This is a genomic window from Burkholderia sp. Ac-20349 (genome assembly GCF_017104865.1).
Lineage (GTDB): Bacteria > Pseudomonadota > Gammaproteobacteria > Burkholderiales > Burkholderiaceae > Burkholderia > Burkholderia aenigmatica.
Window position 1 is genome coordinate 1 of the sequence record NZ_JAAGPM010000002.1, and the last position, 25,029, is coordinate 25,029.

General features: G+C 64.3%; 24 protein-coding genes. 10 read left to right on the top strand and 14 right to left on the bottom strand.

The genetic code is table 11. The features are described 5' to 3' along the window. The first annotated feature begins 698 nt into the window (after positions 1-698). Both parA and G3N61_RS00925 read left to right on the top strand, forming a co-directional pair. Complete coding sequence (parA, locus tag G3N61_RS00920) at positions 699-1,361, top strand: ParA family partition ATPase (RefSeq protein ID WP_043186252.1); 663 nt, start codon at positions 699-701, stop codon at positions 1,359-1,361. Between the two features lie 23 nt (positions 1,362-1,384). Further along, a complete protein-coding gene (locus tag G3N61_RS00925; RefSeq protein ID WP_043186247.1) occupies positions 1,385-2,446 on the top strand; it encodes a ParB/RepB/Spo0J family partition protein in 1,062 nt (353 codons plus the stop codon). 90 nt (positions 2,447-2,536) lie between these two features. On the opposite strand, the gene G3N61_RS00930 is transcribed toward G3N61_RS00925, so the two are convergent. After that, entirely contained in the window at positions 2,537-3,904 is a 1,368-nt protein-coding gene (locus G3N61_RS00930; RefSeq protein ID WP_043186245.1) for a replication initiation protein, read from the bottom strand. A gap of 1,821 nt (positions 3,905-5,725) precedes the next feature. Here G3N61_RS00930 and G3N61_RS00935 point away from each other — a divergent pair. After that, positions 5,726-6,907 (top strand): DNA-binding protein, encoded by a 1,182-nt coding sequence (locus G3N61_RS00935; protein ID WP_043186242.1) that lies wholly within the window; start codon positions 5,726-5,728, stop codon positions 6,905-6,907. 136 nt (positions 6,908-7,043) lie between these two features. Here G3N61_RS00935 and G3N61_RS00940 read toward each other — a convergent pair whose 3' ends face one another. The 3 genes from G3N61_RS00940 to G3N61_RS00950 all read right to left on the bottom strand — a co-directional run bounded on the left by G3N61_RS00940 (position 7,044) and on the right by G3N61_RS00950 (position 9,298). Further along, positions 7,044-8,063, bottom strand: coding sequence for a tyrosine-type recombinase/integrase (locus G3N61_RS00940; protein ID WP_175023559.1), 1,020 nt, complete (start codon positions 8,061-8,063; stop codon positions 7,044-7,046). A gap of 102 nt (positions 8,064-8,165) precedes the next feature. After that, positions 8,166-8,546 (bottom strand): DUF2471 family protein, encoded by a 381-nt coding sequence (locus G3N61_RS00945; RefSeq protein WP_043186236.1) that lies wholly within the window; start codon positions 8,544-8,546, stop codon positions 8,166-8,168. Between the two features lie 140 nt (positions 8,547-8,686). Further along, a complete protein-coding gene (locus G3N61_RS00950; RefSeq protein WP_205821117.1) occupies positions 8,687-9,298 on the bottom strand; it encodes an XRE family transcriptional regulator in 612 nt (203 codons plus the stop codon). Between the two features lie 161 nt (positions 9,299-9,459). Here G3N61_RS00950 and G3N61_RS00955 point away from each other — a divergent pair, with 161 nt between their 5' ends. Then, positions 9,460-10,659, top strand: coding sequence for a glycine C-acetyltransferase (locus tag G3N61_RS00955; RefSeq protein ID WP_089451538.1), 1,200 nt, complete (start codon positions 9,460-9,462; stop codon positions 10,657-10,659). A 13-nt stretch (positions 10,660-10,672) separates the two neighbouring features. Beyond that, positions 10,673-11,701, top strand: coding sequence for an L-threonine 3-dehydrogenase (gene tdh, locus G3N61_RS00960; RefSeq protein ID WP_011356765.1), 1,029 nt, complete (start codon positions 10,673-10,675; stop codon positions 11,699-11,701). A gap of 394 nt (positions 11,702-12,095) precedes the next feature. Here tdh and G3N61_RS00965 read toward each other — a convergent pair whose 3' ends face one another. Together G3N61_RS00965 and G3N61_RS00970 are read right to left on the bottom strand one after the other, a co-directional pair. Beyond that, on the bottom strand, positions 12,096-12,512 hold the full coding sequence (locus tag G3N61_RS00965; RefSeq protein ID WP_205821118.1) for a hypothetical protein: 417 nt from the start codon (positions 12,510-12,512) through the stop codon (positions 12,096-12,098). Next, a complete protein-coding gene (locus G3N61_RS00970; protein ID WP_089451536.1) occupies positions 12,509-13,147 on the bottom strand; it encodes a GNAT family N-acetyltransferase in 639 nt (212 codons plus the stop codon). Before G3N61_RS00970 ends, G3N61_RS00965 begins: the two co-directional genes overlap by 4 nt. 182 nt (positions 13,148-13,329) lie before the next feature. On the opposite strand from G3N61_RS00970, the gene G3N61_RS00975 reads away from it, so the two are divergent. Both G3N61_RS00975 and G3N61_RS00980 read left to right on the top strand, forming a co-directional pair. Beyond that, positions 13,330-13,935, top strand: a complete 606-nt coding sequence (locus tag G3N61_RS00975) for a TetR/AcrR family transcriptional regulator (protein WP_089451535.1) — start codon at positions 13,330-13,332, stop codon at positions 13,933-13,935. A 63-nt stretch (positions 13,936-13,998) separates the two neighbouring features. After that, positions 13,999-14,478, top strand: coding sequence for a nuclear transport factor 2 family protein (locus tag G3N61_RS00980; RefSeq protein ID WP_043186223.1), 480 nt, complete (start codon positions 13,999-14,001; stop codon positions 14,476-14,478). Positions 14,479-14,976: 498 nt separating this feature from the next. On the opposite strand, the gene G3N61_RS00985 is transcribed toward G3N61_RS00980, so the two are convergent. Continuing rightward, complete coding sequence (locus tag G3N61_RS00985; RefSeq protein WP_089451534.1) at positions 14,977-16,062, bottom strand: tartrate dehydrogenase; 1,086 nt, start codon at positions 16,060-16,062, stop codon at positions 14,977-14,979. 127 nt (positions 16,063-16,189) lie between these two features. Between G3N61_RS00985 and G3N61_RS00990 the strand changes: the two genes are divergently transcribed. After that, on the top strand, positions 16,190-17,113 hold the full coding sequence (locus G3N61_RS00990; RefSeq protein WP_205821213.1) for a LysR substrate-binding domain-containing protein: 924 nt from the start codon (positions 16,190-16,192) through the stop codon (positions 17,111-17,113). A 160-nt stretch (positions 17,114-17,273) separates the two neighbouring features. Here G3N61_RS00990 and argC read toward each other — a convergent pair whose 3' ends face one another. Further along, the gene (gene argC, locus G3N61_RS00995) at positions 17,274-18,221 is read right to left on the bottom strand and encodes an N-acetyl-gamma-glutamyl-phosphate reductase (protein ID WP_205821119.1); all 948 of its coding nucleotides are present in this window, start codon (positions 18,219-18,221) and stop codon (positions 17,274-17,276) included. A 121-nt stretch (positions 18,222-18,342) separates the two neighbouring features. Here argC and G3N61_RS01000 point away from each other — a divergent pair, with 121 nt between their 5' ends. Next, a complete protein-coding gene (locus G3N61_RS01000) occupies positions 18,343-19,227 on the top strand; it encodes a LysR family transcriptional regulator (RefSeq protein ID WP_205821120.1) in 885 nt (294 codons plus the stop codon). A gap of 70 nt (positions 19,228-19,297) precedes the next feature. Here the strand turns inward: G3N61_RS01000 and G3N61_RS01005 are convergent, their stop codons facing one another. The 4 genes from G3N61_RS01005 to G3N61_RS01020 form a co-directional block, all read right to left on the bottom strand. Then, entirely contained in the window at positions 19,298-19,762 is a 465-nt protein-coding gene (locus tag G3N61_RS01005; protein WP_043186497.1) for a hypothetical protein, read from the bottom strand. Positions 19,763-19,822: 60 nt separating this feature from the next. Beyond that, positions 19,823-21,040 carry a patatin-like phospholipase family protein gene (locus tag G3N61_RS01010; protein WP_043186213.1) on the bottom strand — a complete coding sequence of 406 codons (1,218 nt, stop codon included), beginning with the start codon at positions 21,038-21,040 and terminating at the stop codon, positions 19,823-19,825. Between the two features lie 129 nt (positions 21,041-21,169). Next, complete coding sequence (locus G3N61_RS01015; RefSeq protein WP_205821121.1) at positions 21,170-21,955, bottom strand: 3-hydroxybutyrate dehydrogenase; 786 nt, start codon at positions 21,953-21,955, stop codon at positions 21,170-21,172. A 52-nt stretch (positions 21,956-22,007) separates the two neighbouring features. Then, a complete protein-coding gene (locus G3N61_RS01020; protein ID WP_043186208.1) occupies positions 22,008-22,748 on the bottom strand; it encodes an acetoacetate decarboxylase in 741 nt (246 codons plus the stop codon). Between the two features lie 443 nt (positions 22,749-23,191). Here G3N61_RS01020 and G3N61_RS01025 point away from each other — a divergent pair, with 443 nt between their 5' ends. Continuing rightward, positions 23,192-23,773, top strand: coding sequence for an undecaprenyl-diphosphatase (locus tag G3N61_RS01025; RefSeq protein ID WP_089451530.1), 582 nt, complete (start codon positions 23,192-23,194; stop codon positions 23,771-23,773). 26 nt (positions 23,774-23,799) lie between these two features. On the opposite strand, the gene G3N61_RS01030 is transcribed toward G3N61_RS01025, so the two are convergent. Both G3N61_RS01030 and G3N61_RS01035 read right to left on the bottom strand, forming a co-directional pair. Then, a complete protein-coding gene (locus G3N61_RS01030; protein ID WP_043186205.1) occupies positions 23,800-24,024 on the bottom strand; it encodes a hypothetical protein in 225 nt (74 codons plus the stop codon). Between the two features lie 176 nt (positions 24,025-24,200). Continuing rightward, positions 24,201-25,022, bottom strand: coding sequence for a siderophore-interacting protein (locus tag G3N61_RS01035; protein WP_205821122.1), 822 nt, complete (start codon positions 25,020-25,022; stop codon positions 24,201-24,203). Positions 25,023-25,029 lie beyond the last annotated feature (7 nt).

Sequence of the window (25,029 nt, forward strand, 5' to 3'; positions counted from 1 at the left end):
GTGCTGCCTGTGTCGATGTGCTGCCTGTGTCGATGTGCTGCCTGTGTCGATGTGCTGCCTGTGTCGATGTGCTGCCTGTGTCGATGTGCTGCCTGTGTCGATGTGCTGCCTGTGTCGATGTGCTGCCCTGCGTCGATGTGCTCCCTCGCAGGGGATATCACCGCGCATGGGATTCCGGCGCGGTCGAGATGTGATCCTTCGCCGCTCGCCGTCTATCGCTCACGGTTTATGCGCATAAACGTAGCGCCCAGACAGTGCGCCGTGCCGACGTACGCAGGTTCAGTGGTACACCTCGACCGTGCGTCCCCCGGCGGAGCACACCGCTCACCACTCACTCTCTGAAACGCCGGCCTTCCAGTCGCACGGCACGATCGACGAGCTCGGTTCCCGGGGGTTTATGCGCACAAACTTCCCGCCTCTCAGGCAAGACTGCCCTATCGAACGAAAGGGCAGTGCACCGCAATCCTGCGGCAACTCGCTACTCACCCCGACAACGCCATACGTGATGACACCTCCGAGTCACCCATCGACGTTTCACGCGTCCGCCACACCATCCCATCGAACCAGCGGTCATCGCCGGTACGTTTATGCGCATAAACCGATAGTCCGAATGGCCAACGCGTAGTTGTCGAACGACAATTTCATTGAAATTCAAATATCGTCCTGTAGAATTCCAACGACCAAAATAGGAGTGAAAATTGGCCGCGGAAATCATTGCAGTCACTCAACAGAAAGGTGGCGTCGGCAAAAGCACGATTGCCATGCACCTCGGTGCCGCGTTCCATGAAAAAGGGAAGCGCATCCTCGTCATCGACGCAGACCGTCAAAACACCCTGGTTCACTGGTCGAGCGCATCCGGCGACAGCGAAACCGGCATTCCGTTTCCGGTCGTCAACCTGGCCGAAGCCGATGGCCAGATCCATCGCGAGATCAAGAAGTTCATCAACGACTACGACATCATCGTCGTGGACTGCCCGCCGTCGATCACCGAGAAAGTATCGGGCGTCGTCCTGCTGGCCGCATCGATTGCCGTGATTCCGACGTCGTCGTCGCCGGCCGATTACTGGTCGAGCGTCGGGCTGGTCAAACTGATCCAGCAGGCGCAGGTCATGAACGAAGACCTCCGCGCCGTCTTCCTGCTGAACAAGACCGAAGAGAAGCGCATGTTGACCCGCGAGCTCAAGCGCGCGCTCGAGGAACTCGGCTTCCCGTTGCTGAAGACGCAGATCCCGACCCGGGAAGCGTACAAGCAGGCGATGGCGCTCGGTCAGACCGTGCTGCAGATGAACGATCGCGGCGGCAAGCTGGCCGCCGCAGAAATTCGCGCATGCGCCGACGAAATCGTCGCCATGCTGCCCTGACTTTATGCGCACAAAGGAGTCACATGAAACCCTCCCAATTTGCCAAAGGATTCCAAGCGCGCCCGGATATCACGACGAGCGAGAAGCGCACGGCGCTCGATCGACTCAATGCGATCGACGGCATCGTCAAGTCCGAGGCGCCCACCCCGGCGCCGACCAAATCCGCGAAGAAAGACATCGCGCCGCCGCCCGCGCCCGAGCTCACGCTCGATCCGTCGATCGATGAAACGGCGCAATATCGCGCGTGGCGCCTCGAGAACCGCTATGCGCCGGGGCAGGTGATCGAGCTGTCGCTGAAGGCGATCAAGCATAGCCCGTTCAATCCGCGGCACTTCTATCTGAAATCGTCGATTGCCGAACTCGCGGTCAACCTCGCGAAGCAAGGGCAGCAGCAGGCGATCCACGTGATTCCGGATTACGACAACCCGGGCACGTACTTCGTCAGCGATGGCGGCCGCCGCGTGCGGGCACTGAAGGAAGCGAACAAGGAATCGGTCAAGGCGATCGTGATCGACGTGCCGATCGGCATCCAGAGCTACAAGCTCGGCTACGATCTCAACGTCCAGCGCGATTCGCAGACGGTGTTCGACAACGCCGTCGTGTGGCGCCGCTTCCTCGACGACAAGCATTTCCAGAGCCAGAAGGAACTCTCCGAGCACCTCGGCCTCGACGAATCGACGGTGGCCGTCGCGCTGTCGATCGGCAAGCTGCCGGAAGCGATCATGCAGGAAATGGTCGCGCGCCCTGATCGCTTCGGTTCGAACATGGCGTATCAGGTCGGCCGCTATCACAACGCGCGCGGCACCGAGGCCACGCTGCGGCTGATCAACAAGATCGTGTCGGACGATCTCAGCACGCGCCAGGTGTCGGACATCGTCAAGGGCCGCGTCGCGGCACAGGAAACGCCGAAGGCTGCGGGCCGTCAACGCTATGCGCAGCGTCTCGAGATCAAGCTCGGCGGCAAGGCGGTCGGCGACCTGAAGTCGTATGGGGAAGATCGCATCGAATTGCGCCTGCGCGGTCTCCCGAAGGACAAGCGCGACGCGATCCTCGAGCAGCTCGAGCGGATGCTGTTGTCGGAGTGACGGAAACGGCCGGCAGGGCCTGGTGAGGACGCCGGGCCCCGCAACTGAGGGCGGGGCCGGCGGCGGCCCGTCAGCGGGCCTGAGCGGGCCTCAGGCGGCCCGCGACTGGTTCAGCGTGAACGACAGCAGATCGCCGTCCGTCGGCTCGCCCCAGGTCTTCTGGGCCAGCCAGTCGAAAAACGCCGTCTCGGCCAGCTTGGAATCGAGGCCGCGCTTGCGCCAGTCATCGCGCAGATGCGTGCCCATCGTCGGCAGCACCTCCGACTCGAACGACTCGCGCGCCACTTCGCGCTCGGCGTCGCCCTGCTCTTCGTACAGTACCTTCGCTTCCTTGCGTCGGAACGCCGCGAACTCGCTCAGCAGGCGTGCCTTCAGATCGTCCGGCTGGGCCGCGGCAACCTTCGCAGACGGCGTGCCGGCAGGCAGCGCGTCGACCGACTCGACCGGCGGCGCATAACCCTTCTTCAACGCATCCTTGAACAATGCCGGCGCGCTGCGCACCGGCGGCAGCGTCGTGCTGCGCATCCGCTGCTCGGTCATCTGCAGCGCGGCACGAATGCGATTCTCTTCGCTGTCCGCATAGAGCGTCTGCGCTTCCTTCAGCGGGATCCCGAGCTTCACCATCCGGTCGACCAGCGTGCTGTCGAACACGTTCGGGTGTTCGTCGAGTGCGAGCATCGGCTGCTTGCGCTCGGTCACGCGGAACTGGATCTCCGCCACCCGGCGCCCTTCGCGGTGCTCGATCAGCTCGACGAAGATGTTGGTGACCGCGTTGACTTCCGCGATCGCGGGACGCAGATAGTCGCGCTTGAAGTACTTGTACTCGCGCTTCGCCTCGTCGCCGGCTTCCGTGTCGGGCGTACCCGACAGGATCGGCCGCCACCATTCCCACGGCTCGCGCATCGTCAGGTGGCTCGGGTTCGTCAGGTAGCGCACGCAGATTTCGTACAGCGCGAGGCCGGCGCTGCTGCGCAGCTGGCTCTGGAACTGCAGGCTCAGGCGTGCATACTGGACCGGGTCGAGGAGCTTCTTCTTGATCTTCGGTGCGAACGAGAATTCGACCCACACGCGGCGGGTCGCCGGATCCTCGAGAATTTCCGCATCGGCGATCAGCGTCGAGATCCCCCACTTGCGGCCCGGCTTCTGGCTGGACGTCCCCGTGCTCCATTCGACCTGCACCGACACCATACGGCGCAAGTGTTCCTTCACCAGCGCGGTGTCGTTCGAATCGAAAGCGGAGTTGGCGACGATGTCCGACAGCAGCGCGCGATACGTATCGCCCGAGTCGTCGGCCTGCTGCGCCACGGCCAGCAGGACATTGAACAGCTTGCGAGTGAGGAGCGTGATCTTGCCGCTCTTCGGCTGAATTGCGATCGCCTCGACGGCCTTCCGCAATTCGGCTGAACTGGCACTCACCACATCCACATCGGTTTTCTTGGCGCGCTTCGTCGTGGCCATACGTCGGGTCGGAGGAGAAGTTTTCCGGAAGGATAGCGCCTGCGGTGAAGTGCGTCCAGAACGACATGCTCACCATAGCGGGTGAAGTGCGCGTGCAAAACGGCACTCACCCCAGGCGCTCCCGAAAACCCTCACCGCTCCGGATTTGCAGCGTTCCGGACTCGTCCAGACGTGCTGCGGGATGCACCGATTCACAGAATTTCACCTGTGCACGATACGTGCGAAATGTGCTCCCGTATCGGCTCACCTTTCGATTTGTCGTAATTTTACGACTGCGCAGCTGTGCGTTCGGCACAGGGTTGCGATCCCACCTCACCGCGGCTCCCGATCGACCCACATCGGCCTGTATGCATGTACAGGCGCGACTCATCGGGAGATCGCGATCGGGCTCGGCATCCCGGAAGACGCCTGTGAAACCGGCCCGCGCACCCCGATCGGGCCTGCTGTGCCGGCCCGGGCGCGCATTGTACAGTGCACAAACCGTGTCAGGTCCCGAAAATACTCACCTCGAGCACAGTGTGTTCATTCGTCTCGTTGTCGACGAATGCCCGACACGCGCGGGATTCGCTATCAGCGCCTCCCGAAAAAGCTCACCTTCCGGAAAAATCGCTGTGCCTTCACAGGCAACGGAATGGCTCCCGAAAAACCTCACCGTAACTGTCGCAGTATCAAAAAACCCAATGCGATCCGATACTTATGCACAGAAGGCATTTAGCTGTGCGCCACTGACATCCCCCGAAAAGCCTCACCTTTCGACGGAAATCCTTCATACGACAACGCTGTGTCAGCCCCCGAAAAATCTCACCTGAACCAAAAAGAGGCACAGCAAAAACGAGATTTCTTCCAGTCCTGGCGGGCTTTTCGGCGAATTCGGCAGCTCATCGATCCCGAAAAGCCTCACCTTTGACCATTTTTCGGGCAAATTCCATTCCCGGAAAGACTCACCTGTGGCCCGAATCGCAGCCTGTGATCCAGGCCCCGAAAAATCTCACCTCAACGGGATCCGGGCAGGAAAACCCGGATTTCCCTCCCGAAAAACCTCACCTTTAGGCCATCACAGGCCCCCAAGCGTGCTTTTGCTGTGCAAAATGGCGTTCGTTTCCCGGAAATCCTCACACCAAACCGCCCTGGAGTCCCGTGAAACCTCACCTTTCACTGAAACTGCCTAAAAGATGGTCAGAATCGGGGCGTGAAGAAGGTCCTGCAAATTCTCACCTATGTCTGCACAGGCAGAAAACTGTGCAGTCAGGCACAGCGCGGGTTCTGTGGCTGTGAGGCCCCGAAAAGCCTCACCTTTGGGAAATCTTGTGTTTCACTGTGATCCCGAATCCGCTCACGACCTTTCCTGCAACGGCTCACGCTGGTCCCTGAACCCCATCACGTCAGCTCCCGCAGAAGATCACCTTGGCTCCCGTAAAACTTCACCTTGTCGGCCGGAAAGCCTTGCAGCATAAGGCTGTGCCGTGGCGTTAACGTTTTTAACTAAGGGTTCAAGGGTGTTTACTTCTAATACTCTCAAGACATCGGCTGATGAGTTTTCCACAGACACCTCAACCCCTGAACCCCCACAGGCAATCGGATCCGTGATCATGTGAAACAAATGCCGAAATTCGGGGTCTGCGGGAAAATGCTTGTGCGACAAGGACTTGGCTGACTTTCTTCGCTTTGTTTCACGGAATCCTGGACCACAGTCGTCCGGATTGGCTCACAGACCCGATTTCTGTGCGATACGACGTAAATTCACAACGTCGAGCCGAAACAAGTATCAATAAATACGTATTTCGTTATGATTGCCACACTTCAATGTCTGTGAGCACAGCGATGACCCTGGACGAAATACGTCAAGCCATTCGGGACGAACTGGAATCGCTGCGCGCGAGCGGTGCGCGACGGCAGGAATTGTCTCTTCACGCATGCAAGCGGCTGTTCTTCGATCTCGGCATCCGGCCGTCGGCTGCCAACGTCCGCGATCTCACCCAAACCGGCAGTGCCAGCGATATCCCGAAAGACATCGACCATTTCTGGGAACGGATCCGTTCAGCGTCCAAAGTCAGGCTCGACGGTGCCGCGATCCCGAAGGCCGTCGAGGAAAAGGCCGGTGCGTTGCTCGGCGCACTCTATGAAGAAGCGTTGAAAGCGGCGCGGGACAGTCTCGATGGCGATCGCGAACAGGTTCGCGCCGGCGTTGCCGACGCCGAACAGCGGTTGCGTGACGCAACCGTCCGCCAGGAGACGCTCGAGGGCGCACTCGCGCGGGGCGAAGCGAAAAACGAGCAATTGCAGGCTCGCGTGACCGAACTCGAGGTCCAGCTCGCATCGCAAACGACGCACGGTTCGGCCAGCGAAGCGACGTTGCTCACCACAGTCGCTCGACTGGAAAAGGAACTGGCTGCCGCCGCCGGCCGTGTCGAAGCCGAGCAGGCGCAGAACGCCACGCTGCGCGACCGTATCGATGCGCTGCAAGCCGAACTGCAGCAGCGCACCGAGCACTACGCGCAGCAAATCAAGGACGCGGTGGCCGAAGCCGAACGCCGCGTCAAGCCGATGCTGGTCGAGCTGGATTCGTTGCGCAGCATGGCGTCGACCTATCAGAGCGGTTTGCGCGACGTTCAGCGCAAGGAATTCGATTTCCTGCAGCAACTGAGTTCGGCCAAGGCCCGCGCCGACCGGCTGGAAGAACAGTTGCGCAGCCAAGGTGATGAACTGGAACGGGCGACGCGCGAGGTGAGTTCGCTGCGTGCGAGCCGCGGCATGAATCCGGAAATCGCGACGCTGATCCGCCGCCTCGCCGATGCGGGGCAACTGGATGCCGAGGCGTTTGCCGCGATCGGCACCTCACTGGATCACGACACGCCGGTGCCGGCCCATTGCCCGCATTGCGATGGCGAGCCGGAACTGTCACATGGTGAAGAGGGTTTTGAAGTGGCCTGCCCCGAGTGCGAACACGCTTCGGGCGCATGGCCGTCCCGATTCGAAGCCGTCGCGCACTTTGCACACAGGTGATGCCAGGATCGGCTGCGCGGCACAGGTGAGACGATCCGGGGAGCTTGAGGTGAGGTTTTTCGGGAGCTGTGAAACGGTGAGGCGGCGCCACGCAAGGCTGCTCACGGATCGCTTCGCGTGAGCAGCCGTTTGGCGATCAGTGAGTTTCGTCGCGGTCGGACGCGTCACCGTTGCTGTCGGCCAGACCGTCGCGCCAGTTTTTCCATGCGCGATGCAGGCGGTTCGACGAGATCGGCCGCATGAAGCCCAGCCATTTGCCGACCCGTTCGGGCGGCACGTCGTGTTCGAACAGTTCGGCCGCGTAGGTATTGCGCAGCGTTTGCGGGCTCGCGCGCGCGGTGCGCGACGACGTGAGCCCGGCGGATTCGACGATCGCGTCGATGGCGCGCAGCATCGTCGCCTTGTGCATCGGTCGCCCGGCGTGGGATGCCGGGAACACGAGTTCGCCAGGGATTTCCTGGCGCTTGCGCTCGGTGAGCCAGGCTTCGAGCAGGGCGATCGCGAACGATGCCAGGTGCGTTTCGCGTGCGAAATCCGGATGCGTCGACTCGATCTGCAGCGACGTTCCACTCGTATTGATGCAACTAATCGTGAGTGCGCGAGCTTCGCCGGTTTTGATGCCGGCACCGAGAAATGCGGCGACGAGCGCGCGGTCGCGCCGCTCCTTCCAGTACGCGGAACCGGATACGCCGATCGGCGAAAACAGGTAAGTGAGCAACGTCGCGCGCTCGGCTGGCGTGAGGAAACCGGTCGGTTCGTTGTCGCGTGCCTTGCGCCAGTTCGCTTCGCCATCCTGAGCAATGAACCGGGCCGGGTTGGTCGATGCATATTCGGTGCGCCGGATGTGGTCGAGCACGCGCTCGATCAGCCGCAAATAGCGCATTCGCTGGGTTTTCCGGATCGGCAGTTCGCCGACGAAGTTCGCGATGGTTGCGGTATCGACGGTTGCCAGATTCTTCTGGTGCGCACGCATCCATGTGAGAAACGCGCCCCATTGTGCGCGATAGACGTCGGCCGACGAGCGGCGATAGTCCTGCATGGCGAGCCATGCATCGAATGCGGCTTCGGGCGAGATGATCCAGTCGGATGCGCCGCGGTCGAACAGATCCGTTTCTTCCGGGCGTGCTGGGGTGTCGGGAGAGGCGGGAAGGGACATGTGATTTATTCCGTTAGTTGCGTATATGGTAGCCCTTTCCGCAACGCTTCGGGCTGCAAGAGGCTGGACAAGGCCACCGTGCGCGGTAGCCCGGGCGGGCAGTCAGTCGCCCCACGCCTTGGACGGGCGGTGCGCACGCTCGTGCGGCGCCGTGTCGAGCGACGACTTTGCCGCTGCTTCGTACGCGAGAACCGCGAACGAAAAAACGGCAGGCAGCGCATTCGAGCGCCCGAAGTCGATCGGATCGTCCGTTTCGGGAAATGTCATGTCCAACTGCCGTTCGAACAATTGACGCATGCCGGCCTCGTGCCGGCTGGCAAAGCCGAGATCGGCGAGTGCTTCGGCCTCGATGGCGTGCAACAGGCGCCACGTCAGCGGGACGCGCTGGTGGATGTAGCGCCCGGCGATATGCCGGACGATCAGCTCGAGGTCGTGCGCGGCAGCCTTGAAGCTGAGCGCGGCCAAATCTTGTTCTTCTGTCATTGCAGGCTCCTGTCGACCGGGCGGGCGCCTCGGTGCGCCAGCTCCGGCCCATGCATGGCGGAATGTCCGTATACTGTACAAACATACAGTGTTTTCCGCAACCGGCCTGCAATTGGCCCTTTGGCCAGCTATCCGCGACGTCAGCGATGTATCACGATCAGCAATGCCCGCGCCTCGGCCTTGCCGGGATTGCGGATCGCGTGCGCCTCGTCGGCCGGGTAACGCGCGGTGTCGCCTACCTTCAGGCGCCGGCTGGCCGCCGCGGCTTCGATTTCCATCGCGCCCTGCAGCACGGTGAGGTGCTCGCGCGTGCCGGGCTCGTGGGCGTTCGATATCAGCGCGCCACCGCTCGGCAGCGTCAGCTCGTACCACTCGAACTTGCCGGCGAGGTCGATCGGGCCCCACACGCGCAACTGGTAGCGGCCGTCATGGCCGGCGAGCGTCGGGATGTCGTGCGGGCCGTCCACGCGAATGGTCTCGGGTGCCTTCGGCTGCGAGAACAGCTCGTCGAGCGTGATGCCGAGCGCGTTCGTCAGCCGCCACGCAACGGCGATCGTCGGGTTGGCCTTGTCGCGCTCGATCTCGGAGAGCATCGATTTCGATACGCCGGCCGCGCGCGACAGGTCGTCGAGCGTCAGCTTGCGTTCGTTGCGCAGCCGCTGGATCTGCTCGCCGACACGTGGCGGCGTTGCGGCCGGCGGTTGCGGTGCGGCGCTGGCAGGCGTGCGCCGCGAACCGGAGGAACTTGCCATTTGGATTCCGTTCGCTTAGAGTTGTTCGATATTTCGAATTTTAGTTCGGAATATCGGATAAATGCGGTCAACCGAACGACCGACTATAACAGTAGCAGGCCGTTGCGCCGCCGCCACGAGTGGCGCGTTGCGGAATGCGAAACCCTGTCAGGAGCTTTGCGATGCGTGATGCCTTTCTCGCCCAGGTGCGCGGGACGCTGGACCAGATCCGCGCGGACGGTTTTTACAAGACCGAGCGCGAGATCGCGAGTCCCCAGGCGGCGGACGTGCGGCTCGCCGGCGGTGCCGGCGTGCTCAATTTCTGCGCGAACAACTATCTGGGTCTGGCGAACGATTCGCGCCTGATCGATGCGGCAAAGGCCGGCCTCGACCAGGACGGCTTCGGCATGGCATCGGTGCGCTTCATCTGCGGCACGCAAACCGTGCACAAGCAACTGGAAAGCGCGCTGGCCGCATTTCTCGGCACCGAGGACAGCATCCTCTATTCGAGCTGCTTCGACGCGAACGGCGGGCTGTTCGAGACGCTGCTCGACGAGAACGACGCGGTGATCAGCGACGAGCTGAACCACGCGAGCATCATCGATGGCGTTCGCCTCTGCAAGGCGAAGCGCTTCCGCTACAAGAACAACGACCTGGCCGACCTCGAGGCGAAGCTCAAGGAAGCCGACGCAGCGGGCGCGCGCCACAAGCTGATCGCGACCGACGGCGTGTTCTCGATGGACGGCATCATTGCCGACCTGAAAGGCATCTGCGATCTCGCCGATCGCTACGGCGCGATCGTGATGGTCGACGATTCGCACGCGGTCGGCTTCATCGGCACCCACGGCCGCGGCACGCCCGAGCACTGCGGCGTCGAAGGTCGTGTCGACATCATCACGGGCACGCTCGGCAAGGCGCTCGGCGGCGCATCGGGCGGCTATGTCGCCGCGCGTCGCGAGGTCATCGAACTGCTGCGCCAGCGCTCGCGCCCGTACCTGTTCTCGAACACGCTCACGCCGAGCATCGCCGCGGCATCGCTGAAGGTGCTGGAACTGCTCGGCAGCGACGAAGGCGCGAAGCTGCGCGAGCGCGTGCGCGAAAACGGCGCACGGTTCCGCCAGCAGATGACCGAAGCGGGCTTCACGCTGGTGCCGGGCGCGCATCCGATCATCCCGGTGATGCTCGGCGACGCGCAGCTCGCGACGAACATGGCCGACAAGCTGCTCGACGAAGGCGTCTACGTGATCGGCTTCTCGTTCCCCGTCGTGCCGCGTGGCCGTGCGCGCATCCGTACGCAGATGAGTGCCGCGCATACGCCCGAGCAGATCGACCAGACGGTCGCCGCGTTCGTGCGCGTCGGCAAGTCGCTCGGCATCATCTGACGGAGGCGCGATCATGAAAGCACTGGCAAAGCTCGAACGTGGCCCCGGCCTCACGCTCACGCGCGTGAAGCGTCCCGAAGTCGGCCACAACGACGTGCTGATCAAGATCCGCCGCACGGCGATCTGCGGCACCGACATCCATATCTGGAAGTGGGACGACTGGGCGCAGAAGACGATTCCCGTGCCGATGCACGTCGGTCACGAATATGTCGGCGAGATCGTCGAGATGGGGCAGGAAGTGCGCGGCTTTGCGATCGGCGATCGCGTGTCCGGCGAAGGCCACATCACGTGCGGCTTCTGCCGCAACTGTCGCGCGGGGCGCCGGCATCTGTGCCGCAACACGGTCGGCGTCGGCGTGAACCGCGAAGGTGCGTTTGCCGAGTATCTGGCGATTCCGGCGTTCAACGCATTCAAGATTCCGCCGGAGATCTCCGACGATCTCGCGTCGATCTTCGATCCGTTCGGCAACGCGACGCACACGGCGCTGTCGTTCAACCTCGTCGGCGAAGACGTGCTGATCACCGGTGCGGGCCCGATCGGCATCATGGCCGTCGCGATCGCGAAGCACGTCGGCGCGCGCAACGTCGTGATCACCGACATCAACGACTACCGGCTCGAGCTCGCACGCAAGATGGGCGCGACGCGCGCGGTCAACGTCGCACGCGAGTCGCTGCGCGACGTGATGTCCGATCTGCACATGACCGAAGGCTTCGACGTCGGCCTCGAAATGTCCGGCGTGCCGAGCGCGTTCACGAGCATGCTCGAGGCGATGAACCACGGCGGCAAGGTCGCGCTGCTCGGCATTCCGCCCGCGCAGACGGCGATCGACTGGAACCAGGTGATCTTCAAGGGGCTCGAGATCAAGGGCATCTACGGCCGCGAGATGTTCGAGACCTGGTACAAGATGGTCGCGATGCTGCAGAGCGGCCTCGACCTGTCGCCGATCATCACGCATCGCTTTGCGGCTGACGATTACGAGAAGGGCTTCGCCGCGATGTTGTCTGGCGAAAGCGGCAAGGTGATTCTCGACTGGACGGCCTGAGCGCCGCAGGGGCAGTGCGGCGTGTTCGCCGCCTGCCCCGTTTTTGTTTTACGTCTGTGTTTTCGCGATCGAAACGCGCGAATCTCGGCTCAAGGTGAGATTATTCGGGAGCTGTGTTTGCGCGCCGAATCGCGGCGCGAACGCACATCGGTGACCTGCAATCGCACGTTCACTTCACCTGTCGACAGTTGTGTCGCTTCCCGCTATCCCGCCGTTCGGCACCTGCTCCCCTCTTCCGAGCACTTCCCTCTTGGCTTGCCGCGTGGTCGTTCGTTACGCGTCCTGTGCGATGCCGTGCCGACCGCGCCATCAACCGTGAGCCTTCACGCCGCATTGCGACTCACTCATGCGCGGGGCGATCGACATCAATCGACATCGATCGGTGTGCAGACCGCTACTTGATCCGTTCACCATTCAACCCTCGCGGGTCGAGCTGAAGACTCAACACGACGAGCCAGCGTTTCGGGCACTGCGGTGCAACCTCGACCGGGTCGCCGTGCGCGACGGGAGCGGTGACGAACCCGTGTTGCGCCGCGTATTGATACGCGCGCAACGCGTCCGCCTGTAGCCAGAAGCTGACGAGCGCGCACGTCACGAAGCGGAACAGCAGCACCGTCGCGGCATCGGGCGCGAAACCGGTCATGACCAGCAGGCTTTCGAACGCGAATGCCAGCGCTTGCGCGACCGCGATCGTGAGAATCGTCAGCTTCAACACCCCGCGCAGCCGCAGCGCCGCGCGCACGCGTGCCTGCCGGACGGTGAGTGGGGTGTGATCGTCGCCGCCTTCGCGCTTCGGCATATCGTGTTTCATGACGCCGCCCCGACGTGCCGCGCGACCTCGATCTGCGTCGTATCGCCGGCCACGATGCGACTGTCCGCGATGCTGACGGATTTGCACAGGATCGTGCTGTCGTAGTTGTGTCCCGGAAAGCGCATCACGTCGACCGGTTGAAATCCTTCGCGGCGATAGAAATCGATGAGCCGGATCGCCGCGTATGGCGCGTCGAGTGCGAGGTGCGTCGCGCCGCGCGCGGCGGCCCGCCGTTGCGCGAATGCGAGCAGCGCACGGCCGATGCCGCGATCCTGCCAGACGGGATCGACGGCCAGTTGGCCGAGCGTCGCGACGTGCCGGCTGCGGTACGGATCGCAGCGGGAATCGGGATCGTGCGAACGCATCGTCATCGTCGCGACCAGGTGCGCATTGCCGAGCGCCACGAAGCACTCGCCGGTGAGCACGCGTTCGCGCGTCGCCGAGGCCGGCTGATCGACGCACGGGCAGTTGAAACCCAACGCACCGAGCGGTGCGAAGGCGCGATGCAGCAGCGCGGTCAACGTGTCGTACGAATCGTTGCGCGGATCGAAGCGCCGCACGACGACGCGGCCATCGAGCCGCTTGGCATAAGCCGCATAGGCACGCGCGGGGCGCGCGGTTTCCGGTCGCTGCATGATGTCCTTTCGCCCAGACAGGGTGACCGAAGTGTAGTGAGCGTCGCGCATCCGCTTCAAGAAAAAATGTCGTAAACGCGGCGGGCCGCGGCGCACAGCCATGAAGCGATTCAGCCCTCACGTCGACAGGGCTTTTGCATGCGGGTGTTGACGATGGAGAACGATCGTTCTACCTTAAACCCATGAACACACCTCACGACTCCTCCGGCGAACCGGCCGTTCGCGACCGGCTGCTCGATGCGGCCGAAGCGTTGATCTATTCGGGCGGCATCCATGCGACGGGCGTCGATGCGATCGTCAAGCGATCCGGCGCGGCTCGAAAGAGCTTTTATTCGCATTTCGAATCGAAAGAAGCGCTGGTGGTGGCCGCGCTCGAACGCCGCGACGAGCGCTGGATGCGCTGGTTCGTCGATGCAACGCTGGCGCGCGGCAAGGCGCCGCGCGTGCAGTTGCTCGGCATGTTCGACGTGCTGCGCGACTGGTTCGGACAGCCCGACTTTCATGGCTGTGCGTTCCTGAACGCGTCGGGCGAGATTCCCGATGCCGACGATCCCGTGCGTGTCGTCGCGCGTGCACACAAGGCACGCCTGCTGGCATTCGTGCGTGAGCGGCTCGATGCGTATGCCGACGAAACGGGCCTCGAGCGTCGCGGGCTCGCGCGCCTGGCGCGCCAGTGGCTCGTGCTGATCGACGGCGCGATCGGCGTGGCGCTCGTGACCGGCGATGTAAGCGCCGCGCGCGATGCGCGCGCAACGGCCGAACTGCTGCTCGACGCGGTGTCACGGTAGTCGAAGCCGCGAATCCGAACCGGCCGCGGGCGTCCGTGGCCATCACCTGAACAGGAGCACCCCATGTCCGCTTCCCCCGAAGTCCGTCCGCCCGTTCCGCCGTTCACGCTCGAAACGGCGCGCCAGAAGGTGCGCGCCGCCGAGGACGCGTGGAACACGCGCGACCCGCAGCGCGTGTCGCTCGCCTATACGCCGCAAAGCCGATGGCGCAACCGTGCCGAATTCGTGACCGGCCGCGACGAGATCGTCGGGCTGTTGCAGCGCAAGTGGACGCGCGAGCTCGACTACCGGCTGATCAAGGAGCTTTGGGCATTCGGCGGCAATCGCATCGCGGTGCGCTTCGCATACGAATGGCACGACGACGCCGGCAACTGGTTTCGTTCATACGGCAACGAAAATTGGGAATTCGACGAAAACGGCCTGATGGCGCATCGCCACGCGAGCATCAACGACCTGCCGATCCGCGAGCAAGATCGTCTCTATCACTGGCCGCTCGGCCGTCGTCCGGACGATCATCCGGGGTTGTCCGATCTCGGGCTGTGACGGGCGCGTCGACTCGACGGATCATTGCAGGCATCACAGGGTTTCAAGGGTGAGGAAATTCGGGAGTCGATGCGCTAAAGGTGAGATTTTTCGGGACGAGGTGAAATGTCGCGTCGGACTGTGTGTTTCAAGCCGTTCGATGCGGCATCGTCCCGGGCAACGCGGACAGGTCGCACACGTCGCCAGCGTGTGAAGCGCGTATCGGCATGCAACGGTGTGCTTCACCGCGTGATGCATCTCACCGATCGAATATCGCACAGGGTCGGGAGTGGATTGACGATCGGTGTGTACGCGCATGATGTGCAACTCACCGATCGCGTTCGTGCCGGCAACGGAGAGTGCGAACCGTGCGCATTGCGGCGCGACGTTGCTCACCGCTCGACTTCATCGCGCACGAATCGGAATCCCTACGAGTGCGCAAACGCATTGCGCGTTGCTCACCGCACGCCGACTCGTGCAGTCGCCGCCCGGCGCGTGCGATCACGCCGGGCGTGATCGTCAGCCCGCGATCCGCGCGGCGATCGCTTCGCCCACTTCCTGCGTTCCCGCGTTGCCGCCGAGATCGCGCGTATGCGGCCCCGTGCGCAACACGTCCTCGATTGCGGCGACGATCGCATCGTGCGCTTCGCGTTCGCGACCCGCGCCGTTGCCGAGGAAGTCGAGCATCAAGGCCGCCGACCAGATCATCGCGATCGGGTTCGCGATGAACTGCCCCGCGATGTCGGGCGCGGAGCCGTGCACGGGTTCGAACAGCGACGGAAATGTGCGGTCGGGGTTCAGGTTCGCGGACGGCGCGATGCCGATCGTGCCCGTACAGGCCGGCCCGAGATCCGACAGGATGTCGCCGAACAGGTTCGATGCAACGACGACGTCGAAGCGGTCCGGCTGCAGCACGAAGCGTGCACACAGGATGTCGATGTGCTGCTTGTCGACGGCGATGTCGGGATAGCGTTCGGCCATCTCGGCCGTGCGTGCATCCCACCACGGCATGCTGATCGCGATGCCGTTGCTCTTCGTCGCGACGGTGAGGCGCTTCGCGCGCCGCTGCGCGAGTTCGAACGCGAATTTCAGCACGCGCTCGGTGCCGTGACGCGTGAAGATCGACTGCTGCATCACGATCTCGCGATCGGTGCCTTCGAACATCGTGCCGCCGACCGACGAATACTCGCCCTCGGTGTTCTCGCGCACGATCATGAAGTCGATGTCGCCCGCGCGGCGGCCGGCGAGCGGCGACGGCACGCCGTCGAACAGGCGCGCAGGCCGCAGGTTGATGTACTGGTCGAACTCGCGGCGGAATTTCAGCAGCGAGCCCCACAGCGAAATGTGATCGGGCACGGTTGCGGGCCAGCCGACCGCGCCGAACAGGATCGCGTCCATGCCCGACAACTGCGCCTTCCAGTCGTCCGGCATCATCTTGCCGTGCTGCGCGTAGTAGTCGCAGCTCGCCCAGTCGATCTCGACGAAGTCGAAGCGCACGCCGAAGCGTGCGGTCACGGCATCGAGTGCGCGCAGGCCCTCGGGCATCACTTCACGGCCGATGCCGTCCCCGGGAATGACGGCGATCCGGTAAGTCCTGTCGTTCATGCGAGTGCTCCTCCTTCATCGTGGGTCGGGCCGCTGCCGGCGTGACGCGCAGCGGATCATGGCGCCATTCTATTTATTTCCATCCGGATTAAAATCGCGCGAAAGGTTAATCGACTTTCCACGAATCGTGAATAAATCGCCGAATCTCGACGACCTGCGCGTGTTCAGCCTGGTCGTCCGCCTGACCAGCTTCAGTGCGGCCGCCGAGCAGCTCGCGGTGTCGCCCGCCTATGTCAGCAAGCGCATCGCGTTGCTCGAGGCGCAGCTCGGCACGCGCCTGCTGCATCGCTCGACGCGCCGCGTGACGGTCACGGAAGCCGGAGAACGCGTGTACGCGCGCGCCGAGAAGATCCTCGACGACGTCGATCATCTGGTCGAGGACGTGTCGACCACGCGCACGGTGCCGCGCGGCACGCTGCGCATTTCGAGCAGCTTCGGCTTCGGCCGGCATATCGTCGCGCCGGCGCTGCTCGACTTCACTGCGCGCTATCCGCAGTTGAATGTGCGGCTCGATCTGTTCGACCGGCTCGTCGATGTCGCGGGCGAAGGCTACGACCTCGACGTGCGCATCGGCGACGAGATTGCCGATCACCTGATCGCGCGCCGCCTCGCCGCGAACTACCGCGTGCTGTGTGCGTCGCCCGACTATCTCGCACGGCGCGGGTCACCGCGCTCGCTCGCGGATCTCGCGTCGCACGACTGTCTTGCCATCAAGGAGCGCGATCACCCGTTCGGCGTGTGGCGGCTGAACGTGCGCGGCGAAACCGCAACGGTGAAGGTCGGCGGGACGCTGTCGACGAACCATGGCGAGGTGGCCGTGCAATGGGCGCTGGCCGGGCGCGGCATCGTGCTGCGCTCGATCTGGGAAGCCGGGCCGCTGATCGAACGCGGTGCGCTGTGTCGTGTGCTGCCGGATGCAATCCAGCCCGCGAACATCTGGGCCGTGTATCCGGAACGCGTCGCGGCATCGGCGAAAGTGCGCGTATGCGTGGATTTTCTGGCGGAGACGCTGGCCGGCTTGAATGCCGCAGCGGGTGACGAGAGCGCCTGAAATCGGCGAAAGGTGAGCTTTTACGGGGGGATGTGCCGAACATCGGCAGGCGCCCGTTTCCGGCTCGCAATCGCGTCGCGAGCCGGTGGCGTGCAGCAGGCACCGACGCATCGGCGGTCGCGATGTGCCGGGCCGGCCGACGATGGTGTCCGCACGCGGCTTATGCCGCTTTCGCCGCCCCCACCGCGCCAAGCATCAGGTCGAGATTCTGCACGGCCGCGCCGGATGCCCCTTTGCCGAGATTGTCGAACACGGCGGACAGCAGCACCTGGCCGTGTTCGGCATTGACGAACACGCCGAGCCGCAGGTCGTTGGTGCCGTTCAGCGCTTGCGGATCGAGATGCGTGAGCGCTTGCGTTTCCGCGAGCGGCGTGACATCGACATGACGCGCATCGGCGTAATGGTGCGTGAGACACGCATGCAACTGCTCACCAGTCACGCCGGCCGGGAGCAGGCGCAACTCGACCGGTATGGTGAGCACGATGCCTTGCCGATAGGCACCGTACGCCGGCACGAACAACGGGCGGTGCGCCAGCCCGGCATGCAGCTGGATCTCGGGCGCATGCTTGTGCGCGAGTGCGAGGCCGTAGACCTGTAGCGGTTTCGCGTGCGAAGCGCCTGCCGATTCGAAGGCGTCGACGGCCGCCCGCCCGCCGCCCGAGTAGCCGGAGACGGCGTGGATGCTCACCGGATAGTCGCGCGGCAGCAGGCCGGCCTGTTGCAGCGGCCGCAGCAAGGCGATCGCGCCGGTCGGGTAGCAGCCCGGATTGGTGACGCGCCGCGCGTGCGCAATCGTCTGCGCATGCCCGTCGGCCATCTCGGGAAAGCCGTAGACCCAATCCGGCTGCGTGCGATGGGCCGAACTCGCGTCGATCACGCGCACCGCCGGATTGCGGATGAAGCCGACCGCTTCGCGCGCGGCTGCGTCGGGCAGGCACAGGATCGCGATGTCGGCTGCGTTGATCGCTTCGGCGCGCCGCACGGGATCCTTGCGCTCGGCATCCGGCAGCGTGACGAGCCGCAAGTCGGTGCGCCCGCGCAGGCGCTCGTGGATCAGCAATCCGGTCGTGCCTTGATCGCCGTCGATGTAGACAGTCGGGTCGCTCATGATGGTCGCACTCCTTGCGTTCGGTCGGCAGTAAAACCGTATCGTCCATCGAACGCCTAGAATAGGAAAAGTTGAATTTACTGACTGCCAGATTCAGCTTTTCTGAACGAAAGGGGGAAGGATGCGGGAGATCAGCCTCGACCGTCTGCGTACGCTGGTCGCCATCGCGGACCAAGGGTCCTTCGTCGCCGCGGCGCAGGTGCTTCATCTCGCGCCGCCGACCGTCAGTCTTCATGTTGCCGAACTGGAAAGCCGCGTCGGCGCGCCGTTGCTGTCCCGCACGCGCGGAAACGTGCGGCCGTCGGTCATCGGTGAGGTGCTGGTGGAGCGCGCGCGCCGCCTGCTGGCCGAGGTCGAAGCGACGCTGGACGATGTGCAGCGGCAGGTGCAGGGGCTGACCGGACGCGTGCGTCTCGGCGCATCGACCGGGGCGATCGCGCACCTGTTGCCGCAGGCGGTAGCCCGGTTGCGCGAGCAGCATCCGGACATCGATGTCCAGATCGCGGTGCTCACGTCGCACGACACGCTGGCGCGCATTGCGCAGGGCGCGCTCGATGTCGGGTTGGTGGCGCTGCCGCAGACGGCGGTCGCGGGGCTGTCGATCCGTGCGTGGCGGCGCGATCCGGTGATGGCTTTTCTGCCGGCGGACTGGCCGCTTCCGGCGCGCGTGACGCCCGGCTATCTGGCCGCCCGCCCGCTGATTCTCAACGACGCGACCACGCGCCTGTCACGGCTCACGACGGAATGGTTCGCACTTGGCGGCCATCGGCCCGAGCCGCGGATCGAACTCAACTACAACGATGCGATCAAGAGCCTGGTCGCCGCGGGTTACGGCGCGACGCTGCTGCCGCACGAGGCCGGCGCTCCGCTACCCGATGCGCGCATCGTCATGCGGCCGTTGCGTCCGGCGTTGTGGCGGGAACTGGGGATTGCCCATCGGGCGGGACCGGTCGAGCGTGCGACGCAGCACGTGCTCGATGCGTTGTGGGCGCTGAAGGCGCGATAGCGCGTGGAATGCGGGACAACCGGCGCGGCGGGTCGTGCTGGGCGCACCGGCGTACGCGCCGCGCACCGTATCAAAGCCGGTTGTCCTTCGCGAGCGTCAGCACGCGCGCCCAGCGCTGCGCATCGCGCTTGTCCATCATCGGCAGTTTCCATTCGCTGCGCACGGCATCGCGCACGTGCACGACGAGATGCCAGCGGCCGCCGATCGGCGCGGCCTGGCAGCCGTCGAGCTGCGACAGCGTATAGCGGCCGTCCGCGCCGTCGTGCGACAGCCACAGCAGCCCTTGCGTCGCAGATACGCGCAGCTCGCCCCACGCGCGATGCACGACATGGGTCCAGCCTTCTTCCTTCGTGTTCGGTGCGATGTCGCGGCGGCGCTTGATCCACCAGGCGATCAGTGCGATCAGGATTGCGGCGGCGAGCACGGCGGCCGCGATCGCGACCGGCTGGCCGAATTGCGCGGCGATGACGTGAAACAGGTGAACCGCGCCCCATCCGGCAGCGATGAGCGCGAAGAGTGCGATAAAAATCGGCATGTCGAATCGGAGAAGAGGACGGACCGGCGCATGCATCGCGCCGATCCGTCGCGCACGGCATTACCGCTTGCGGTGAATGTCGTGCGTCACGAAGCCCGAGTCGTTGTTGGGCAGCGCGAGGCCGTCCTTGACTGCGAGCGTCTTGCGGATGTCGTCGAGACCCGCGGACCAGTGGTCGCGCATCGTCGACAGACCGAACTGATAATCCTTGTAGTGATGCTCGTACGCCTTCTGCTGGTAGATCAGGTGCTGGATGTTGTACTTCTTGCTGCACGACATCGCATCGGCTTCGACACACCACGGATCGGCCTTGCGCTGCTCTTCCGGCACCTGGTCGAGTACGTGGCGCAGCACGTTGCGGTAGCGCTGTTCGCGCTGCAGCGTGTCAGTGACGAAACGCGTGCGGCTCGAATACTGCACGTCCTTCGTGCGTTCGGCGACATCGGCCATCGAGCGCGGCAGCGGCCCGCGCGCACTCCACAGATCGACCTGGAACGCGAGCGTGTCGCGGCGCGGCCGGGCACGCAGCACTTCCATCAGCGGCGTGTTCGACACGACGCCGCCGTCCCAGTAGTACTCGCCTTCGATCTCGACCGGCGGGAACGCGGGCGGCAGCGCGCCGGACGCCATGAAGTGCTCGGGCGCGAGGCGGGTGCGCGTGTTGTCGAAGTACACGAAGTTGCCGGTGCCGACGTTGACCGCGCCGACCGACACGCGCGTCTCGCCCGAGTTGATCCGGTCGAAATCGCACAGCTTCAGCAGCGTCGCGCGCAGTTGCGACGTGTCGTACCAGCTGATCTTTTCCGGATGATCGGACACGCCCGGTACCGGCGGCGGAAAGCGCGGCACGAAGAAGCCCTGCTGGCCCTGCATCATCGCGCTCGCGGCCTGCGATGCGGTGAAGAACGTGCGGATCTGGTCGATGCTGTTGAACAGCGCGAATTCGAATGCGGCCGGAACCGTCGGGAAAAACGCCGGCTTGCAGATCGTTTCCCAGAACTCGCGCAGCCGCTCGACGCGATGCTCGGGCGCATTGCCCGCGATCAGCGCGGTGTTGAGCGCGCCGATCGAGATGCCCGCGATCCAGTCGAGCGGAACGCCCGCCTCGTGCAGCCCTTCGAACACGCCGGCCTGGTACGCGCCGAGCGCGCCGCCGCCTTGCAGGACGAGCGCGATCGTCTCGTACGGCAGCGTGCGCGCGGCGGCCGGTGCGCCGGCTTCGTGATGCAGGTCTGCCGCATCGACAGCCTGTTTTTCTGTTCGGGCGTGCGGTTTCATCAGTTCTCCGAGAAATCCCGCCATGGATGGCGGAAACGGATGACGTGACGTCGACGGACGGCACGCCATCGTGAGTAGTGAGAATAGGCGGTGATGCGGGAATCGCCTCCCTGTCGGGAGGCGGGGACGTTACTGCATGAACCAGCCGTGGCTGACGATGAACGACTGGCCCGTGAGCGCGGCGCTCGGGAAGGCCGACAGGAACAGCACCGTCTGCGCGACGTCCTGCACCGTCGTGAACACGCCGTCGACCGTGTTGCCGAGCATCACCTTCTTGATCACTTCCTCTTCGCTGATCCCGAGTTCCTTCGCCTGCTCCGGAATCTGCTTGTCGACCAGCGGCGTGCGCACGAAGCCCGGACACACGACGTGCGAGCGCACGTTGTGCTTCGCACCTTCCTTCGCCAGCACGCGGGCCAGGCCGAGCAGGCCGTGCTTGGCCGTCACGTAGGCCGACTTCAGCGGCGACGCTTCGTGCGAGTGCACCGAACCCATGTAGATCACGACACCGCCGCGATCGTCCTTGTACATGTGCTTGAGCGCAGCCTTGGTCGTCAGGAATGCGCCGTCGACGTGGATCGCCTGCATCTTCTTCCAGTCGGAGAACGAGTAGTTCTCGATCGGGTTGACGATCTGGATGCCCGCGTTCGACACGAGGATGTCGATCGAGCCGAACGCTTCGGCTACCTTGTCGATCCCGCTGTTCACGGCTTCCTCGTTCGTCACGTCCATTGCGACGCCGATCGCCTTGCCGCCTGCCTTGTTGATCTCGTCGGCGACCGCATTTGCGCCGTCCTGGTTCAGGTCGGCGATCGCGACGGCCGCGCCGGCTTTGGCCAGCTCGAGTGCGATTTCCTTGCCGATGCCGCTCGCGGCGCCCGTGACGACTGCGGTCTTGCCATTCAGGTTGCTCATGTTCGAATTCCCGTGGTGAAAGGATTGACAGGGAGAAAGGACTGCGGACGTGTTACTGAGCCAGGTAATCGTAGACGACTTCGCCAAGGCCCAGTGTCAAATCTGCGACCAGGTGGCGGGCTTCGACGATTTCGAGCACGGGCAGGTCGGCCACGGGCGCGAGCGCGTGCGGCGCCAGCTCGAGCGATGCGGGGCCCGTCCACGCGCCCTTCATCTTGATGTCCTGCATGTAATAGCGCACCAGTTCGCAGACGCGCGCGGTGCCGTCGACGTGCGGAATGATCTTCAGCAGGAAATTGGGACCGGCGAGACGCTTGGTCTGCTCGTCGATGTCGAGTTCCTTGTGCTTGTAGCCCATCGTGCCGGTGGCGACGCGCACCTTGCCGTAGTCGAGCGTGCCGAGGATGTGGTCGGTGTTGACGTGCAGCGTGGGCGACGCGAGCTTCTTCGGGAAGCCCCACAGTTCGCGGCCGCCGGCGATCGGCGGGTGATCGTCGAGATACATCGCGAGCGTGTAGCCGCCCGGCTGGCCGTTGTATTCGACGGGAATCACCTGGCCGCTTTCCGTGTAGTCGCCGAAGCCGGTCGAATCGGCCATGCGGATGAATTCGTAATGCACGAGCGGCTCGGTGATCTGCAGCGGCTCGGGGACGATTTCGCGGAGACGGTCCGGATCGGTGCGATACGTGATGATCAGGAACTCACGATCGACGAAACGGTAAGGGCCCATCGGGAAGGCAGGGCTGGTCAACGGCATCGCAAACGCTTTCGATCGGACATCGCTGGGTTTCATGCGGACTCCTTGTTGTTGATCGCTTCGTGGATGAGTGCTCGTAAGCTCGTAATCCTATGCCTGTGCGTTGCCGTTGTGCGATGCCGCATTTGGAATTAATTGTTGCCGATTTCGAAGAATTCGCGACGTAAATATTGAGATGAATGATGCAAACGGCATGGATGGCACCCGGCGTCCCGATGTTCGCACGCGTCGATGACGCCGCGATGTGAAAAAGGTGAGTCTTTACGGGATGCCGGGTGAGCCTTTTCGGGAGACGGTCGCGCGGAAATGTGACAAATGTGTGAACTTGTGCTGCAGTGCAGGCTCTAAGTGCGTTCGCCGCAGCGGGCTTCATCGCGTGCGGCGTCCGTATTAAGCATTGCTTAAGCGGGTGCGCCTTAGCATCGTTCGTATCAGGCCGGGAAACCGGCCGATTTTTTACGCCCCACGCAACCGGATTCATGCAGACCCTCAATCTCACCCTCTTTTCCGCCATCAACGCCGGGGTTGCGCCGCAACCGGGCGTTGCCCGCCTCGCCATCTTCGCCGCCGACTGGCTCGTCTATGCGTTGCCCGCGATGCTGCTGCTGACCTGGATCTTCGGTGCGCGCCCGACGCGGCGCCAGGCGATCGAAGCCGGGGTCGGCGTGTGCGTGGCGCTCGCGCTTGCGCAGGTCATCGGGCATTTCTGGTTCTCGCCGCGCCCGTTCATGGCCGGCGTCGGCACGCAACTGATTCCGCACGCGCCGGACAGCTCGTTTCCGAGCGATCACATGACGTTCGCGTGGAGCATGGCGGCCGGGCTGATGCTGGGCGGCACGACCCGGCTCACCGGGTTCGTGATGGCCGCGATGGCCGCGGCGATTGCATGGGGGCGTATCTATGCGGGCGTGCACTGGCCGTTCGACATGGCCGGCGGCGTGCTGGTCGGCACGGCCGGCGCGCTGGCCGCGCACCTGTACGGGCAACGCGTGACCGCGCTGCTCGAACGGCTCGGCGATTCGGTGCATGCAGTCGTAATGGGGCGCCGGCACGCGCCGTAAGCGGCAGGCGATCGGGCAGGACGCCGTCAGCCGGGTGTCTTGGCCGATTCGGCCGATGCGGACGGGCCGCCGCCCGCATCGTGCAGTTCCGGCGTATCGGCCGGGTGTTGTGCGGAGTCGCGGTCCAGCGCGCTTTCCTTCAGGATCGCGCACATCGCGACGAACAGCGCGAGTACCACCGCGGCAAGGCCGCAATAGCCGGCGATCTTCAGGTTGCGAAGGAACGGCGAAGCGTGGCTTTCTTTTGTCATGACCGGGCGCTCCTGGGCGGGCTGCGGCGGCTGTCGCCCGACAGCGGCGTCGCACACACAGATATATACCAGCCACGATAGCGGTGCCAAGCCCGCTGGTGCGCCGACGCGACGATTGTGACATCGGCCGTTCGATTTCAACCGGGTACCCCTTTGTCGGGTACCCGGATCCCTCCTCAGTCTTCCAGCGTTTCGTGCACGGCCGCCGCGCCGCGCTTCCAGTACGCCGCCGCACGGATGCGCGACTTGTCGACGCCGCGCTCGCCGGTCAGGTGCTGGCGTACCGCGCGCATCGACAGCGCTTCGCCGGCCGCCCAGACGTAGCCGTCGCCGGACGGCGGCAGCGGCAGGTCGCGCACGGCATTCAGCAGCGCGTCGCCGTCCGCCGCGTCGGCTTCGGCGCGAAAGCGCCAGATTTCATGCACGTCGGCATGCGTGTCGAACGCGATCTGCGCGGTGCGATCCGCGACTTCCATCACGACGGCCACGCGTGCACCGGCCGGCAATTCCTCGAGACGCCGCGCGACCGCCGGCAGCGCCGTATCGTCGCCGATCAGCAGGTGCCAGTCGAAACCGGTCGGGACGACGAACGAACCGCGCGGGCCGCCGATGCCGAGCCATTGGCCGACGCGTGCCTGCGCGGCCCACTGCGACGCGGGGCCCGGATGGTTCAGCACGAATTCCAGATCGAGTTCACCGGCGGCGCGGTCGAAGCGGCGCGGTGTGAAGTCGCGCGCGACCGGCTTCGGTTCGCCTTCCGGAAACTCGGGACCGTTCTCGCCGAGCGTCGGCAGCACGGGCCGTTCGGCACCGGGCGGCGGGAAAAATACTTTCACGTGATCGTCGAACGACGCGGATTCGAAATCCGCGAGATCGGGGCCGCCGAGCGTGACGCGCAGCAGGTGCGGCGTCACGGCATGCACGCGCAGGACCTGCAGCAAGCGGAACTTGAGGGTGTGGCGCACGCGGGTCACGGTGCGGTCGGATGTGTTCTGCATCAATCCG

Excerpts from the sequence above, each read along its gene's own strand:
- G3N61_RS00925 (WP_043186247.1), top strand. The coding sequence starts at position 1,385 with ATGAAACCCTCCCAATTTGCCAAAGGATTCCAAGCGCGCCCGGATATC.
- G3N61_RS00930 (WP_043186245.1), bottom strand. The coding sequence starts at position 3,904 with ATGGCCACGACGAAGCGCGCCAAGAAAACCGATGTGGATGTGGTGAGT.
- G3N61_RS00935 (WP_043186242.1), top strand. The coding sequence starts at position 5,726 with ATGACCCTGGACGAAATACGTCAAGCCATTCGGGACGAACTGGAATCG.
- G3N61_RS00940 (WP_175023559.1), bottom strand. The coding sequence starts at position 8,063 with ATGTCCCTTCCCGCCTCTCCCGACACCCCAGCACGCCCGGAAGAAACG.
- G3N61_RS00945 (WP_043186236.1), bottom strand. The coding sequence starts at position 8,546 with ATGACAGAAGAACAAGATTTGGCCGCGCTCAGCTTCAAGGCTGCCGCG.
- G3N61_RS00950 (WP_205821117.1), bottom strand. The coding sequence starts at position 9,298 with ATGGCAAGTTCCTCCGGTTCGCGGCGCACGCCTGCCAGCGCCGCACCG.
- G3N61_RS00955 (WP_089451538.1), top strand. The coding sequence starts at position 9,460 with ATGCGTGATGCCTTTCTCGCCCAGGTGCGCGGGACGCTGGACCAGATC.
- tdh (WP_011356765.1), top strand. The coding sequence starts at position 10,673 with ATGAAAGCACTGGCAAAGCTCGAACGTGGCCCCGGCCTCACGCTCACG.
- G3N61_RS00965 (WP_205821118.1), bottom strand. The coding sequence starts at position 12,512 with ATGAAACACGATATGCCGAAGCGCGAAGGCGGCGACGATCACACCCCA.
- G3N61_RS00970 (WP_089451536.1), bottom strand. The coding sequence starts at position 13,147 with ATGCAGCGACCGGAAACCGCGCGCCCCGCGCGTGCCTATGCGGCTTAT.
- G3N61_RS00975 (WP_089451535.1), top strand. The coding sequence starts at position 13,330 with ATGAACACACCTCACGACTCCTCCGGCGAACCGGCCGTTCGCGACCGG.
- G3N61_RS00980 (WP_043186223.1), top strand. The coding sequence starts at position 13,999 with ATGTCCGCTTCCCCCGAAGTCCGTCCGCCCGTTCCGCCGTTCACGCTC.
- G3N61_RS00985 (WP_089451534.1), bottom strand. The coding sequence starts at position 16,062 with ATGAACGACAGGACTTACCGGATCGCCGTCATTCCCGGGGACGGCATC.
- argC (WP_205821119.1), bottom strand. The coding sequence starts at position 18,221 with ATGAGCGACCCGACTGTCTACATCGACGGCGATCAAGGCACGACCGGA.
- G3N61_RS01000 (WP_205821120.1), top strand. The coding sequence starts at position 18,343 with ATGCGGGAGATCAGCCTCGACCGTCTGCGTACGCTGGTCGCCATCGCG.
- G3N61_RS01005 (WP_043186497.1), bottom strand. The coding sequence starts at position 19,762 with ATGCCGATTTTTATCGCACTCTTCGCGCTCATCGCTGCCGGATGGGGC.
- G3N61_RS01010 (WP_043186213.1), bottom strand. The coding sequence starts at position 21,040 with ATGAAACCGCACGCCCGAACAGAAAAACAGGCTGTCGATGCGGCAGAC.
- G3N61_RS01015 (WP_205821121.1), bottom strand. The coding sequence starts at position 21,955 with ATGAGCAACCTGAATGGCAAGACCGCAGTCGTCACGGGCGCCGCGAGC.
- G3N61_RS01020 (WP_043186208.1), bottom strand. The coding sequence starts at position 22,748 with ATGAAACCCAGCGATGTCCGATCGAAAGCGTTTGCGATGCCGTTGACC.
- G3N61_RS01025 (WP_089451530.1), top strand. The coding sequence starts at position 23,192 with ATGCAGACCCTCAATCTCACCCTCTTTTCCGCCATCAACGCCGGGGTT.
- G3N61_RS01030 (WP_043186205.1), bottom strand. The coding sequence starts at position 24,024 with ATGACAAAAGAAAGCCACGCTTCGCCGTTCCTTCGCAACCTGAAGATC.
- G3N61_RS01035 (WP_205821122.1), bottom strand. The coding sequence starts at position 25,022 with ATGCAGAACACATCCGACCGCACCGTGACCCGCGTGCGCCACACCCTC.